Raw genomic sequence first — 13,456 nt, forward strand, 5'->3', positions numbered from 1 at the left:
GAAGCTAGGAGCCTGGTTGCGACCTTGTGTTATCGCACCTTGTGGATGAGAGCCGTACACTTGGCACTCAGGAACACAGAGTGCTAGATGGTTGCGTTCCTCGGATGTCAGAGGCAGGAGGTGAGCACGTGCTCGACGATCGGAAGCTGGCGGTGCTCCGCGCCATTGTCGAAGACTACGTGTCCACCAACGAACCGGTGGGCTCCAAGGCGCTCGCCGAGCGCCACAACCTGAAAGTCTCCCCGGCGACGGTCAGGAACGACATGGCCGCGCTGGAGGAGGAGGGCTACATCACCCAACCCCACACCAGCGCCGGCCGCGTGCCGACCGACAAGGGCTATCGGCTGTTCGTCGACCGGCTCTCGCAGGTCAAGCCCCTGTCCGGGGCCGAGCGCAGGGCCATCGAGACGTTCCTGGCCGGTGCGGTCGACCTCGACGACGTGGTCACCCGCACGGTCCGGCTGCTCGCGCAGCTGACCAGGCAGGTGGCGGTGGTGCAATACCCGACGCTGACGCGTTCGACGGTCCGGCACGTCGAGCTGGTGCCGCTGAACGACCGGCGGGTCATGCTCGTGCTGATCACCAACACCGGTCGCGTCGAGCAGCGCGTCATCGAGCTGCCCGAGGTGGTGGAGGACACCCGCATCGCCCACCTGCGCGCGGTCCTCAACGCCTGCCTCGACGGCTGCGGCCTGAGCAACGTGCCCGAGCTGGTCGCCGACCTGCCCGAGCGGCTCCCTCTCGAAGACCGCCCGGTGGTGGCGACGATCCTGTCGGTGCTGCTGGAGACGCTGGTCGAGCGGCACGACGAGAAGATCGTGTTCGCCGGCGCGGCCAACCTCGCGGGCGCCGACTTCTCGATCGGCCTGCGCGACGTGCTCGAGGCGCTGGAGGAGCAGGTCGTGCTCATGAGGCTGCTCGGCGAGACATCCGCAGACACACCGTCCGCGCTCACCGTGCGCATCGGCTCCGAAAACCCCTATCTGCGGGGGACATCCATAGTCGCGACCGGATACGGTTCAGGCGACAACCAACTGGCCCGGCTCGGGGTGTTGGGGCCCACGAGGATGGACTACCCAGTGACGATGGGAGCCGTGCGCGCGGTGGCACGCTACGTCAGCCAGATCCTGGCTGCATCATAAGAGGTCGATAAGTGGCAAACAGCGACTATTACGCCACCCTCGGGGTGCGCCGTGACGCCAGTCAGGACGAGATCAAGAAGGCTTATCGCCGACTTGCCCGCGAGCTGCATCCCGACGTGAACCCCGATCCTGAGACCCAGGAGCGGTTCAAGGAGATCACGCAGGCCTACGAGGTGCTGTCCGACCCGAACAAGCGCCAGATGTACGACCTGGGTGGCGACCCCTTCGGCGGCGCCGGAGCAGGCGCGGGCGCCGGCGGCTTCGGAGCGGGCTTCCCCTTTAGCGACATCATGGACGCGTTCTTCGGCACCGCGGCCGGCGCCAGGGGCCCGCGCTCGCGTGCCCGCAGGGGACGCAACGCCACCATCCGGGTCGAGCTCGACCTGCGCGAGACGGCGTTCGGCACCACGCGTGAGCTGGTCGTCGACACGGCCGTGCTCTGCGAGGTCTGCCACGGGGCCGGCACGGCGCCCGGCACCCACCCCGACACCTGCGACATGTGCAACGGGCGCGGCGAGATCTCCCAGGTCACCCGCTCGTTCCTGGGCCAGGTCATGACCTCGCGGCCCTGCCCGCAGTGCGGCGGTTTCGGCACCATCATCCGCCACCCCTGCCAGGAGTGCTCCGGCGACGGCCGGGTGCGCACCCGCCGTACGATCAAGGTCCGCATCCCCGCTGGCGTCGAGGACGGCACCCACATCCAGCTCGCCGGCGAAGGCGAGGTCGGCCCCGGCGGCGGCCCGCCCGGAGACCTGTTCCTCGAGATCGTCGAGCGCGCCCACGAGATCTTCGAGCGGCGCGGCGACGACCTCCACTGCACCGTGCAGATCCCGATGACGGCGGCCGCGCTCGGCACCATCCTGGCGGTCGAGACGCTCGACGGCTCGGAGGAGGTCGATGTCCGCCCCGGCACGCAGTCGGGCCAGGTCATCACCATGTTCGGGCGGGGCGTGCAGCGGCTCAACGAGTCCGGCCGCGGCGACCTGCTGATCCACGTCAACGTCGAGACCCCGACCCGCCTCGAGCCCGCGCAGGAGGAGCTGCTGCGCGAGCTGGCCAAGCAGCGGGGCGAGGAGCGGCCGCCGGGCAAGTTCGCCCCCGGCCAGCAGGGCTTCTTCTCGCGGCTGCGCGACGCCTTCAACGGCAGGTGACGTGACCGTCCCGGTGTTCCTGTCGCAGGAGCTGGACGGGCCTGAGCTGACGCTCGGCGGCCCGGAGGGGCGCCACGCGGCCTCCGTGCGGCGCCTGCGGGCCGGCGAGCGGATCGATCTGACGGACGGTGCCGGCGCGGTCGCCGAGTGCGTCGTACGCGAGGTCCTCAAGGACGCGCTGAGGCTCGACGTGCTGCGCCGCTACGAGGTCGAGCCGCCGCGGCCGCGGCTGGTCGTCGTCCAGGGGCTGCCCAAGGGCGACCGGGGCGAGCTGGCCGTCGAGATGATGACCGAGGCGGGCGTGGACGTCATCGTGCCCTGGGCCGCCTCGCGCAGCATCACCCAGTGGAAGGGCGACAAGGTCGCCAAGGGGCTGCACAAGTGGCGCTCGACGGCTCGTGAGGCGGGCAAGCAGGCCCGCAGGTTCCACCTACCCGAGGTGACCGAGCCCGCCACCACCGCGCAGGTCGACAAGCTGCTGGCGGGCGCGGCGCTGGGGCTGGTGCTGCACGAGGAGGCGGCCGAGCCGCTGTCCGGCGTGGCGCTGCCCGCGTCAGGCGACATCGTGGTGGTCGTGGGGCCCGAAGGGGGCGTCTCGGACGACGAACTGGCCGGGTTCCGGGCGGCAGGGGCGGTGTCCGTGCTGCTGGGGCCCACGGTGCTGCGTACGTCCACGGCAGGGGTGGCGGCGGCCTCAGTGCTGCTCACGCGTACCGGACGCTGGTAGAGCCTTTCAGGGCGTCGGGTGAGAGGCGTCCACCAACGGGCTGGTCACGTCGGTCGGACTGTCGGTGATGTCGTCGGGCGGGCACTCGTCGGCCGGGCACGTCGTGGGCTGCAGGGTCTCCTCCACCGACGTCGACGTCGACGGGGCCGGGGTGGGCGAGACCGTGGGGCAGTCGGACGGCGGCTCGACCTGCTCGGCCAGGGGTGACGGGCACTCGGTCGTCGTGGGGGTGGGGGTCGGCGAGGGCCGGCTGGTCGATTCGGCCCTCTTCGTGGGCCGGGGCGTCGGGCTCTTGGAGGGGATCTCGGGGATTCCCACCGGGTGCTGGTCGTGGCTGGTCGGCTGCCTGGGCGGCGGCTCCTGGGAGCGGGTGGTGGAGGAGTTGGACGGGACCTTGGAGGTCGTCTCGCTGTCCACCCACTTGGCGGGCTGGTCGATGATCTGCGAGCGCAGGCTGGGAACGGCCATCACGATCGTTCCCGCCACCAGGAGGGCGCTGGCGGCGGCCGCGCCCGCTCGCCACCAGAACAGATTGCGGACGCCGCGCCGCTCGATGCGGGTGCGGATGATCTCCAGTCCGTCCGGCGAGGGCACGACCGCGTCCGCCTCCGCGCGGAGCGCACGGCGCAGGAGATCTCCGTGCTCGTCGGGGGGCTGGGTCATGACATTTTCTCCAGAACGGATCGCAAGGCGGCCATGCCACGTGCGGTGTGGCTCTTGACCGCGCCCTTGCTGATGCCCATCGCATGGGCTATCTCAGCTTCGGACAGATCACCGTAGTACCGCAGAACCAGTGCTTCTCTCTGTCGGGTCGGCAGGGCCCGTAACGCCTCGATGACGGCGGAGCGTTCCAGCTCGCCGATCGCGCCGTTCTCGGCGCTCGGGGCGTCCGGCAGACCCTTGGGAGCGTACTTCTCGACGACCGCGCGGTGACGCAGCACGGAACGGGACCGGTTGACGACGGATTGACGGAGGTAGGCCAGTGCCTTGTCGGGGTCACGCAGCCTGCGCCAGGCGCCATGGATGGCGACGAACGCATCCTGCACGACTTCCTCGGCTGTTGCCATGTCTCGCACCAGCAACACGGCAAGACGCACCAACGACCGAAAATGCGCGCTATAGAGCGCGGTCACGGCCATGTCGGCATCCCACCCGACCGGCACCGCCCCCATCGACCTGTCGGCCAGAAGGGTTTCGGTGGTCACATCAGTGGGACGCGCGGCCTTCCCAGAGGGTTTACGCTCTTCCGGTTCTTGAGGTTTCCCCGGTTCCTTAGGGTGCATTACCCAGTCGTGTCCTCGCCAGGTGGCGCTCGCCCGACCCTGAATCGTCTCTTTTTTTGCTGAAGTGTCGCACACTTACCCTAACCGTGTGGATCTTCCTGCGCACGACACAGCTGATTACCGATTCGCAACGGGTTCCGTGCGTCGGGGGTCTCGATAAGGTGGCCGGGTGAGCGATTGCCTCTTCTGTCAAATCGTCGCCAAGGAGATTCCCGCCGAGATCGTTTACGAAACCGGCAGGACGCTGGCGTTCCGCGACGTCAACCCGCAGGCCCCGACCCACGTGCTGGTCATCCCGAAGCAGCACCACCGCGACGCCGCGGAGCTCGCCAAGGCCGACGACGGGCTGGCCGACGACGTGCTCAAGACCGCCCACGCCGTGGCCGTGCAGGAGGGCGTGGCCGACGGCGGCTACCGCGTGGTGTTCAACACCGGGCCCGGCGCCGGGCAGACGGTCTTCCACGTGCACGCCCACGTCCTGGGCGGGCGCGGCCTCACCTGGCCCCCCGGCTGATATTGGGGAGAGCAATCGGCCTCGTCCCGGATACCATGGGCTCAGACGAACAACGCAAGAGACCTGGAGGCATCAGGCCGCGGGCCTGCCCATGTCCGAACTACACGAATCCCGACGTACGGCACCTCCCTCGCGCACACAAGCCAAGGTGCTGATTCCGGACGAATACCCGATGGTCAGCCTCCTGGGCTCCCGCGACGAGCTGCTACGCGTCATCGAGGGTGCCTTCAGGGCCGACATCCACGTACGGGGTAACGAGATCACCGTCACCGGCAGCCCCGACGAGAGCGGCACCGTGGTGCGGCTCTTCGAGGAGCTGGTCGAGGTCCTGCGCAGCGGCGGCGAGCTCACCCCCGACGCGGTCGAGCGGAGCATCGCCATGCTCCGCATGACCTCCGACCGTCCCGCCGAGGTGCTGTCGCTCGACATCCTCTCCTCGCGCGGGCGCACCATCAGGCCGAAGACCGTCAACCAGAAGCGCTACGTCGACGCGATCGACAAGCACACGGTCGTGTTCGGCATCGGCCCCGCCGGCACCGGAAAGACCTATCTCGCGATGGCCAAGGCCGTGCGGGCGCTGCAGGAGAAGCGGGTCAACCGGATCATCCTGACGCGCCCGGCCGTCGAGGCCGGCGAGCGGCTGGGCTTCCTGCCCGGCACCCTGTACGAGAAGATCGACCCCTACCTGCGGCCGCTCTACGACGCCCTGCACGACATGGTCGACCCCGACTCGATCCCCAAGCTGATGGCCGCGGGCACGATCGAGGTCGCGCCGCTGGCGTACATGCGCGGACGCACGCTCAACGACGCGTTCATCATCCTCGACGAGGCGCAAAACTCCTCGGCCGAGCAGATGAAGATGTTCCTCACCCGGCTCGGGTTCAACTCCAAGATCGTGGTGACCGGTGACGTGACGCAGGTCGACCTGCCCGCCGGCACGGTGAGCGGGCTGCGGGTTGTCCAGGAGATCCTCGACGGCATCCCCGACATCCACTTCGCGCGCCTGTCCAGCGCCGACGTGGTCCGCCACAAGCTGGTGAGCGAGATCGTGGACGCGTACGGGCGTTACGACGCCACGCAGGCCGCGCAGGAGCCCAAGAGCATCCAGCACCGGGGGAAGCGGCGACCATGAGCATCGAGATCAACAACGAGTCCGGCGTAGAGGTCGATGAGGAGAAGCTCTCCGCCCTGGCCGCTCACGTGCTCGGCGAGATGGGCATCAACCCGCTCGCCGAGCTGTCCATCGTGGTGGTCGACGAGGACGCCATGGCCGAGCTCCACGAGAAGTGGATGGGCGAGCCGGGCCCGACCGACGTGCTGGCGTTCCCGATGGACGAGCTGCGCCCCGGCGGCGGAGCGCGCGGCGACTCCGAGAGCCCGGCCGACCCGGCCCTCCTCGGCGACGTCGTGCTATGCCCGCACGTGGCCGCCCGGCAGGCCAAGGAGGCGGGCCACAGCGCGGCCGACGAGCTGGAGCTGCTGTGCACCCACGGCATCCTCCACCTGCTCGGCTACGACCACGCCGAGCCCGAGGAGCACAAGGAGATGTTCGGCCTGCAGGCCCGGCTCCTGGAGTCGTGGCAGGAGGTGCGCAACCCGCAGTGAACGCCTGGTTGCTGTCGGCCATCGCGCTCGTGATCATCGGTGGCCTGATCGCCAGCGCGGAGACGGCACTGACGCGCATCTCAAGGGTGCGCACCGAGGAATACGTGCGTGAGGGCCGGCGGGGCGCGGTGCGCCTGCAGGCCATCGTCAACGACCCGCCCCGCTACCTCAATCTGCTCCTGCTGCTCAGGCTGAGCTGCGAGCTGGTGGCCACGGTCATCGCGACCCTGCTGTTCATCGACCTCATGCACGACCAGGGCTGGGCGTACGTCTGGGCCGCGGTCGTGATGATCGTGGTCAGCTACGTCGTGGTCGGTGTCATGCCGCGTACGCTTGGCCGCCAGCACGCCGAGCCGGTCGCGCTGGCCAGCGCCCCCATCGTCTACGGCCTGACCCGCATCTTCGGCCCGCTGCCCAAGCTGCTCATCCTGCTCGGCAACGCCCTGACCCCCGGCAAGGGGTTCCGCGACGGGCCGTTCACCTCGGAGGCCGAGCTGCGCGAGCTGGTCGACCTGGCCGAGGAGCGCCGGGTGATCGAGCCGGACGAGCGCGAGATGATCCACTCGGTCTTCGAGCTGGGTGACACGCTGGTGCGCGAGGTCATGGTGCCGCGCACCGACATGGTCCACATCGAACGCGGCAAGTCGATCAGCCAGGCCCTGTCGCTGGCGCTGCGCAGCGGGTTCTCCCGCATCCCCGTCGTGGGCGAGAACGAGGACGACGTCATCGGCATCGCCTACCTCAAGGACATCGCCCGCAAGATCCACGAGTCCGGCGAGGGCGGGGGCGAGGACACGGTCGAGTCGATCATGCGGACGGCCGCGTACGTGCCCGAGAGCAAGCCCATCGACCAGCTCATGCGGGAGATGCAGGCGCGCCAGATCCACATCGCCATCGTCATCGACGAGTACGGTGGCACCGCCGGGCTGGTCACGATCGAGGACGTGCTGGAGGAGATCGTCGGCGAGATCACCGACGAGTACGACCAGGAGGCGCCCCGCGTCGAGCCCATGTCCGACGGCGGGATGCGGGTGACGGCCCGGATGCCGGTCGACGAGCTGGGCGAGCTGTTCGACACGGAGATCGAGGTCGACGACGTGGAGACCGTGGGCGGGCTGCTCGCCCACGCTCTGGGCCGGGTGCCCATCGCCGGGTCGCAGGCCGAGGTGGCCGGGCTCATGCTCACCGCCGAGAGCCTGGCGGGCCGCCGCAACCGCATCAGCACGGTGGTGGTCCGCCGTGCCAAGCCCTCGGAGGACGACACCGAACCGGTCGGCGCCGAACACGACTGACCTGTCTCAGGGCGGGTCCGGACGAAGGCGGACGAAAGGTCGCAAGCGTTCTACAAGTCTTCTGCAAGCCGGTCCGGGCACTCTCTAACCACGACATCCAGTGCGGTGGGTGTCAGAGGGGAAAGCATCCGAACGCCGGGTGGGGTTCGCGGCGGGAGGATGACCCTGGGGGGAACGACGGTGTCCCGGCCGGCTGCCCAGCCGGCTGGGACGCAGGTCGGCGTAAAGGGTGTTCTCGTCCGGAAAACCGGGTGAGGGCACCCTTTTTGCGCATTGGTGGAAGCTCCGGTGGATTGCCGCATTCGTCGGTGGGGGAGGCTGCGATCCAGGGGGAATCATGAAACGCGAGATCATCGCCTGTGCCCTGCTGGCCGGCGTTCTGGGGGGGTGCGTCAGCGGGGGGACGGGGAGCGCTCTCGACGCGCAGGCCACCGCGCACCTGCGCGAGGTGCTCAGCAAGGAGCCGCCGTTGCCCGACGGCTTCACGGCCCGGCCCGAGCAGGCGTGGCGGATGCCGTTCGCGCAGGCCGACAGCAACTGCAAGGCCGTGCTCGAGCCCGTCGGGGGGCTGGCGCCGCGGCAGGCGCTGACGGCCGAGGCCGCGGTCAGCTACCGCGGTGACGGGCTGGGGGAGCAGGCCGGGGTGGGGCTGGCCCGGTACGCGGACGGGGAGGCCGAGGAGCACCTCGACGCGCTGGCCGAGGCCCTGGAGTCGTGCCGGGAGGTACGTACGTCCTCCGGCACCGACCTGCGCTCGCAGGAGCTCCCGGTCGAGAACGCGGCCGACGAGACCGTGGGCGCGCGGCTGAGCGGGCGCCTGAACGGCTACCCGTACGCGATGGACGTCGTGCTGTCGCGGGTGGGCGACACGCTGGTCTCGGTCGTGCACACGGGCATGAACGACGTGGACGCGGCCCGTACCAGCGAGGTGGTCGACGCGGTCATCTCCATGACCGGGACCCACTGACAGGAAACCTGCTGCCATGCCTGGTCGAGGCTGCGGGGGCACTCCGCTTGGCGGATTTCTCGTAGCCTTGTTCCCGTGACACTCGATCCTGAAGACAGCAAGATCATCACTCTGGCCCGGGCGGCCCGAGCGCGTAACGAGTCCGCGGAAGGGGCCGCCGTACGCGACGAGACCGGCCGTACGTACTCGGCGACCGACGTGGCGCTGGACGCGCTCACGCTGTCGGCGGTGCAGGTGGCCGTGGCCATGGCGGTCTCCAGCGGCGCGCGGTCCCTGGAGGCCGTGGCGCTGGTGAGCGAGGGCGCGCCGAGCGCCGCCGACGAGGCCGTGGCCGCGGAGCTGGGCGTCAAGGCGCTGCTCGTGGCCGGTCCCGACGGGAAGCTGCGGGGCTGATCATGCCGATGTCGCCATTTTTGGCGAAATTGCGGGAAAAGGTTGGCACCGATCTGCTCATGCTGCCGTCGGCGGCGGGCTTCGTGTTCGACGACGCGGGCAGGCTCCTGGTGGCCCGCCACGGCGACGTCGGCCTCTGGGCCGCGCCCGGCGGCGGCATCGACCCTGACGAGCGGCCCGAGGACGCCATCGTCAGGGAGCTGCACGAGGAGCTCGGCATCGACATCGAGGTACGCGGCCTGATCGGCGTGTTCGGCGGCCCCGAGTTCCGCACCGTCTACCCGAACGGCCATCAGGTCGGCTACGTCATCGCCGCCTACGCCTGCGTGATCGCCCCGGGCTCCGCCAGGCCGGAGCCGGACGGGGTCGAGATCAACGACTACCGATGGGTGACCGAGCAGGAGTTCTCGGAGCTGCCGACGACGCCCTGGACCCCGATCGCCGCGCCCCAGGCGTTCGCCTGGTGGCGTGCGCATGCCCGCTGATAGGCCACAATGCAGAATGTGACTTCGCCAGACAACCATCGCGCCGGATTCGCCTGTTTCGTGGGGAGGCCGAACGTCGGCAAGTCCACGCTCATGAACGCCCTGGTCGGCAGCAAGGTGGCGATCACCTCGTCCAAGCCGCAGACGACCAGGCGCACCATCAGGGGCATCGTGCACCGGCCCGACGCCCAGCTCGTCATCGTCGACACGCCGGGCCTGCACCGTCCGCGCACGCTGCTCGGCGAGCGGCTCGACAGCCTGGTGCTGTCCACGCTGACCGAGGTCGACGCGATCGGCTTCTGCGTGCCCGCCAACGAGCCGATCGGCAAGGGCGACCGGTTCATCGCCGACAAGCTCGCGGCGGTGAAGAAGACGCCGGTCGTGGCGGTCGTGACCAAGTGCGACCTGGCGTCCAAGGAGCAGATCGCGGAGCAGCTGCTGGCGGTGTCGCAGGTGGGGGAGTTCGCCGCGATCGTGCCGGTGTCGGCACAGTCGGGCGAGCAGCTCGACGTGCTGGCCGACGTGCTGATCGAGCACATGCCCGAGTCGCCGCCGCTCTACGAGGACGGCCAGCTCACCGACGAGCCCGAGCAGGTGCTGGTGGGCGAGCTGATCAGGGAGGCGGCGCTGGAGGGCGTACGCGACGAGCTGCCCCACTCGATCGCCGTGGTCGTCGACGAGATGATGCCCCGGGAGGGGCGTGACGACCTGCTGGACATCTACGCGCACCTGTTCGTGGAGCGGCCCTCGCAGAAGGCGATCGTCATCGGGCACAAGGGCGAGCGGCTGCGCGAGGTGGGCACCAAGGCCCGCAAGCAGATCGAGGCCCTGCTCGGCACCCGCGTCTACCTGGACCTGCGGATCAGCGTGGCCAAGGACTGGCAGCGCGACCCCAAGCAGCTGCGGCGCCTGGGCTTCTACGACTGATCAGCTCGGGGGCGGCGGACCGGCACCGGGACGGCCGGCTGATCAGCTCAGGGGCGGCGGAGCAGCGCTACGACGGACAGCACGACGACCGCCACCGCGCAGCCCATGGCCGCGAACCAGCCGAACTTGATCACCGGCCCGACCGACAGCACCTGGCCCAGGTCGAAGGAGAGCCGGTCACGGACGCCGCTCCCGTCGGTCATGAAGAGCACCAGCACCGCCACCGCCGCCGCCCCCGGGACGGCGGCCAGGGCGGCGACCCTGGGGCGGGTGAGCAGCCCGGCGATGCCGCAGCCCAACGCCGCCAGGCCCGCCACCAGCGTGTAGACGCCGAACGTGTCGTCGATGCCGCGGATGTCGTTGGCCAGCCCGCCGCCGATCAGCTCGCTGCGCACCTCGAGCCCGGACCACGGCAGGACGGCGCAGAACACCAGCAGCGCTCCGGCCACCACGACGGCCAGGGCGTAGCCGCGGCGGGCCGCCGGTTCGGCGGGGGCAGGCTGGAGGTAATCGGCCACACGATCACTGTAAGCCGGACCCGCGCCTCCCACCACCGAACGCAACGGGGTCGTCACCATCACCGCCAACCGCCGCAGCCGCTACCGGGTGCCGTCATCGGCTGCCGGGGCTGGGCGATGCGGGGGTGCCGCTCTTGTCTTGACGGGTTCGCCTGGTCAGGGCTCCCGGGTGAGGGTGGTGCGTTCGCCCCATTCGAGGCGGGAGCGGAGCTGGACGGCGTCCGCGGCCAGGGCGGACACGAGCGTGCCCCGACCGGCCAGGGGCAGGACGGCGACGCCCTCGGCCACCACCGGCTCCTTGGCGGACGTCGTGAGGAACGTGGTGCCGACGCAGCGGGCAGAGCCGTAGACGGCCGGGGAGGTGTCCACGGCCGGGTCGCCCACGGTGAACTCCTGCCGGAGCACCGGGCGGCCGTCGCACGTCGCGTCGAAGCGGGCATGGCAACGCCCCGAGACCTCGCGGTGGCGGCCGAAGACGATCTCCTCGCGCCACAGCACCTCGGCGTCCGCCGCCAGCTCGAGGCGTACCAGGAGCCGATGCTCGCACCCGGCGGCGAGCACCGTGGGCTCCGGGGTGAAGCGGAGTGTGGCGCCCGCCCCCACCCGGGCCGTGACCAGCATCTCGGACGTGCCGTCCCCCGGCAGGACCAGGGTGCTGGCGACCGAGCCCAGCTCCAGGGTGGTGCGCGGGGCGACGTCCAGGTCCAGGGAGAGCCGGTCGCCGCCGAGCGGGCCCGCCGCCGTGGAGATGAGATGCACGGTGTACGGCCCCGTCTGGCGCAGCGTCAGCGGGGGCGCCGAGGCCAGCCGGCGGATGAGGGTCCGGCCATCCGGGGACGAGGCCGTCGCGACGGCGGCGCTCGCCCTCATCCCGCGGCGGCCGGGCCGGGCGCTGGCGGGCATCAGGAGACGGGGGCCGCGTGGGTGTGGGACCAGGCCGTCACCTGCTCGGACACCCAGGAAGCGACCGTGGTGGCGGTGGGCTCCTGCCTGATCGAGGTGAACAGCACCGGCCTGTCACCGCGTACCGCCGCCGCGTCCCGATCCATCACGCCCAGGTCGGCGCCCACCATCGGGGCCAGGTCCGTCTTGTTGACGACCAGCAGGTCCGCCGTCGTCACCCCCGGACCGCCCTTGCGCGGCACCTTGTCGCCGCCCGACACGTCCAGGACGAAGATCTGCCTGTCCGCCAGCCCCCGGCTGAACGTGGCCGTCAGGTTGTCGCCGCCGCTCTCCACGATCACCAGGTCCAGCGGGCCGAAGCGGTGCTCCAGGGTCTCCACGGCGTCGAGGTTCGCGGCGATGTCGTCGCGGATGGCGGTGTGGGGGCAGCAACCGGTCTCGACGGCGAGGATGCGGTCGGGGTCGAGCACACCCGCCCGGCGCAGGAAGTCGGCGTCCTCGGTGGTGTAGATGTCATTCGTCACCACCCCGAGGGACAGCGACGGGCCCAGCGTCCTGCACAACGCGGCCACCAGGGCCGTCTTGCCGCTCCCTACCGGGCCGCCCACCCCGAGCCGCAGCGCCCGGCCGCGGCCGTCGGGGGCGTGGTGGTGGTCGTCATGATTGGCACCCATGTCTGGGGATCCTTCCTTAGGAGACGAACAACCTGACCTCGGCGCGCGCGTGCTGCTCGGCCAGGAGGTCAAGGGCTGGGGACGAGTACGCAGGGAGCGCCGCCAACCAGGGGGGCGGGTCCGCGGGGTCCGGGGTCTGGCTCGTGGGGCCGGGGTGGGCGGTCGAGTCGGTGTCCGTCACGGTGGGGTGGGCGGTCGAGTCGGCGTTCGTCACGTCGGGGTGAGCGGCGGAGCGGGCGTTCGTCACGGCGAGGTGGGCTTCGGTGGCGACGGCCGTGAGGTCGGGGGTGAGGTCGGCCAGGAGCCCGTGCACGGCCACCGGGTCGAGGCCCAGGAGCCGCACCGCCGCCGTGGCCGGGCCGCTGATCGCGTGGTACGCCGCCGCCGTGGCCGCCTCCTCGGCCGTGGCGCCCGCCGCGTACGCCACCGCTCCGAGGGCGATCGGGTGATGAGGGCTCGGTACGGCCCGCGCCAGCTCATCGAGCACCGGTGACGGCCACACGCGGCGGGCGACCCTGAGGAGGAGCCTGCCCTGGGTCCTGGACGCGTCCCGCTGGGCGGGGGCGGCGGTCCTGGCATCGACCTCGGCGTCGAGCAGCACCCACGGCGCCCCGGCCGCGACCTGACCGACTTCGGCGTCGGCCCCCGCCCCAGTGGTGGTGGTCGGCCCTGGGGTGGTGGCCTGGGTGTGGGCGGCGGCTGTGAGGGTGGCGGCGAGGGCGCCGGTGGTGTGAAGGCGGCCGCGGAGGAAACGCGCCAGTGAGGGCACGTCGGAGACCGCTCCCGACGTGATGGCCTGTTCGGTGCCGCCCGAGTGGGCGTGGCCGCCGGCCGGGAGGCGGGAGTCGGCGAGGAGGAGCAGCGCTGGGTTCATG

At 70.7% G+C, this 13,456-nt stretch carries 17 protein-coding genes; 11 read left to right on the top strand and 6 right to left on the bottom strand.

The annotated features are described in order from the left end of the window. Positions 1-128: 128 nt before the first annotated feature. The 3 genes from hrcA to ABZX61_RS40430 are packed head-to-tail and all read left to right on the top strand — an operon-like array spanning position 129 to position 3,020. Positions 129-1,142 carry a heat-inducible transcriptional repressor HrcA gene (gene hrcA / locus ABZX61_RS40420; protein ID WP_350724927.1) on the top strand — a complete coding sequence of 338 codons (1,014 nt, stop codon included), beginning with the start codon at positions 129-131 and terminating at the stop codon, positions 1,140-1,142. An 11-nt stretch (positions 1,143-1,153) separates the two neighbouring features. Next, a complete protein-coding gene (gene dnaJ / locus ABZX61_RS40425; RefSeq protein ID WP_350724929.1) occupies positions 1,154-2,293 on the top strand; it encodes a molecular chaperone DnaJ in 1,140 nt (379 codons plus the stop codon). Between the two features lies 1 nt (position 2,294). After that, positions 2,295-3,020 carry a 16S rRNA (uracil(1498)-N(3))-methyltransferase gene (locus tag ABZX61_RS40430; RefSeq protein WP_355201842.1) on the top strand — a complete coding sequence of 242 codons (726 nt, stop codon included), beginning with the start codon at positions 2,295-2,297 and terminating at the stop codon, positions 3,018-3,020. A 6-nt stretch (positions 3,021-3,026) separates the two neighbouring features. On the opposite strand, the gene ABZX61_RS40435 is transcribed toward ABZX61_RS40430, so the two are convergent. Both ABZX61_RS40435 and ABZX61_RS40440 read right to left on the bottom strand, forming a co-directional pair. After that, positions 3,027-3,683 carry a hypothetical protein gene (locus tag ABZX61_RS40435; RefSeq protein ID WP_355201844.1) on the bottom strand — a complete coding sequence of 219 codons (657 nt, stop codon included), beginning with the start codon at positions 3,681-3,683 and terminating at the stop codon, positions 3,027-3,029. After that, positions 3,680-4,192, bottom strand: a complete 513-nt coding sequence (locus ABZX61_RS40440) for a SigE family RNA polymerase sigma factor (protein ID WP_049573205.1) — start codon at positions 4,190-4,192, stop codon at positions 3,680-3,682. The genes ABZX61_RS40435 and ABZX61_RS40440 overlap by 4 nt, the downstream gene beginning before the upstream one ends. 280 nt (positions 4,193-4,472) lie before the next feature. Between ABZX61_RS40440 and ABZX61_RS40445 the strand changes: the two genes are divergently transcribed. The 8 genes from ABZX61_RS40445 (at position 4,473) to era (ending at position 10,486) form a co-directional block, all read left to right on the top strand. Then, the gene (locus ABZX61_RS40445; RefSeq protein WP_350724934.1) at positions 4,473-4,817 is read left to right on the top strand and encodes a histidine triad nucleotide-binding protein; all 345 of its coding nucleotides are present in this window, start codon (positions 4,473-4,475) and stop codon (positions 4,815-4,817) included. A 91-nt stretch (positions 4,818-4,908) separates the two neighbouring features. After that, on the top strand, positions 4,909-5,949 hold the full coding sequence (locus tag ABZX61_RS40450) for a PhoH family protein (protein WP_185071921.1): 1,041 nt from the start codon (positions 4,909-4,911) through the stop codon (positions 5,947-5,949). Then, the gene (gene ybeY, locus ABZX61_RS40455; protein WP_350724937.1) at positions 5,946-6,422 is read left to right on the top strand and encodes an rRNA maturation RNase YbeY; all 477 of its coding nucleotides are present in this window, start codon (positions 5,946-5,948) and stop codon (positions 6,420-6,422) included. Before ABZX61_RS40450 ends, ybeY begins: the two co-directional genes overlap by 4 nt. Beyond that, complete coding sequence (locus tag ABZX61_RS40460; RefSeq protein WP_355201846.1) at positions 6,419-7,714, top strand: hemolysin family protein; 1,296 nt, start codon at positions 6,419-6,421, stop codon at positions 7,712-7,714. The genes ybeY and ABZX61_RS40460 overlap by 4 nt, the downstream gene beginning before the upstream one ends. Positions 7,715-8,051: 337 nt before the next feature. Then, positions 8,052-8,681 (top strand): hypothetical protein, encoded by a 630-nt coding sequence (locus tag ABZX61_RS40465; RefSeq protein WP_350724941.1) that lies wholly within the window; start codon positions 8,052-8,054, stop codon positions 8,679-8,681. Between the two features lie 75 nt (positions 8,682-8,756). Next, positions 8,757-9,074 carry a cytidine deaminase gene (locus ABZX61_RS40470; RefSeq protein WP_192791110.1) on the top strand — a complete coding sequence of 106 codons (318 nt, stop codon included), beginning with the start codon at positions 8,757-8,759 and terminating at the stop codon, positions 9,072-9,074. Between the two features lie 29 nt (positions 9,075-9,103). Beyond that, entirely contained in the window at positions 9,104-9,559 is a 456-nt protein-coding gene (locus ABZX61_RS40475) for an NUDIX domain-containing protein (protein ID WP_355201849.1), read from the top strand. 9 nt (positions 9,560-9,568) lie between these two features. Next, a complete protein-coding gene (era, locus tag ABZX61_RS40480) occupies positions 9,569-10,486 on the top strand; it encodes a GTPase Era (protein WP_350724946.1) in 918 nt (305 codons plus the stop codon). Between the two features lie 47 nt (positions 10,487-10,533). Here era and ABZX61_RS40485 read toward each other — a convergent pair whose 3' ends face one another. The 4 genes from ABZX61_RS40485 to ABZX61_RS40500 all read right to left on the bottom strand — a co-directional run bounded on the left by ABZX61_RS40485 (position 10,534) and on the right by ABZX61_RS40500 (position 13,455). Next, the gene (locus ABZX61_RS40485; protein WP_355201851.1) at positions 10,534-11,004 is read right to left on the bottom strand and encodes a hypothetical protein; all 471 of its coding nucleotides are present in this window, start codon (positions 11,002-11,004) and stop codon (positions 10,534-10,536) included. 156 nt (positions 11,005-11,160) lie between these two features. After that, positions 11,161-11,907, bottom strand: a complete 747-nt coding sequence (locus ABZX61_RS40490) for an urease accessory protein UreD (RefSeq protein WP_355201853.1) — start codon at positions 11,905-11,907, stop codon at positions 11,161-11,163. Then, positions 11,907-12,581 (bottom strand): urease accessory protein UreG, encoded by a 675-nt coding sequence (gene ureG, locus ABZX61_RS40495; protein WP_355201855.1) that lies wholly within the window; start codon positions 12,579-12,581, stop codon positions 11,907-11,909. Before ureG ends, ABZX61_RS40490 begins: the two co-directional genes overlap by 1 nt. A gap of 16 nt (positions 12,582-12,597) precedes the next feature. After that, a complete protein-coding gene (locus tag ABZX61_RS40500; protein ID WP_355201857.1) occupies positions 12,598-13,455 on the bottom strand; it encodes an urease accessory UreF family protein in 858 nt (285 codons plus the stop codon). Position 13,456 lies beyond the last annotated feature (1 nt).

Origin of the sequence: Nonomuraea sp. NPDC003709, from assembly GCF_040610775.1 — a bacterium.
GTDB lineage: Bacteria > Actinomycetota > Actinomycetes > Streptosporangiales > Streptosporangiaceae > Nonomuraea > Nonomuraea angiospora_A.

Coding starts and splice junctions, on each gene's coding strand:
- ABZX61_RS40440 (WP_049573205.1), bottom strand. CDS start 4,192: ATGGGGGCGGTGCCGGTCGGGTGGGATGCCGACATGGCCGTGACCGCG.
- ABZX61_RS40450 (WP_185071921.1), top strand. CDS start 4,909: ATGTCCGAACTACACGAATCCCGACGTACGGCACCTCCCTCGCGCACA.
- ABZX61_RS40435 (WP_355201844.1), bottom strand. CDS start 3,683: ATGACCCAGCCCCCCGACGAGCACGGAGATCTCCTGCGCCGTGCGCTC.
- ABZX61_RS40500 (WP_355201857.1), bottom strand. CDS start 13,455: ATGAACCCAGCGCTGCTCCTCCTCGCCGACTCCCGCCTCCCGGCCGGC.
- era (WP_350724946.1), top strand. CDS start 9,569: ATGCAGAATGTGACTTCGCCAGACAACCATCGCGCCGGATTCGCCTGT.
- ABZX61_RS40490 (WP_355201853.1), bottom strand. CDS start 11,907: ATGCCCGCCAGCGCCCGGCCCGGCCGCCGCGGGATGAGGGCGAGCGCC.
- ureG (WP_355201855.1), bottom strand. CDS start 12,581: ATGGGTGCCAATCATGACGACCACCACCACGCCCCCGACGGCCGCGGC.
- ABZX61_RS40465 (WP_350724941.1), top strand. CDS start 8,052: ATGAAACGCGAGATCATCGCCTGTGCCCTGCTGGCCGGCGTTCTGGGG.
- ybeY (WP_350724937.1), top strand. CDS start 5,946: ATGAGCATCGAGATCAACAACGAGTCCGGCGTAGAGGTCGATGAGGAG.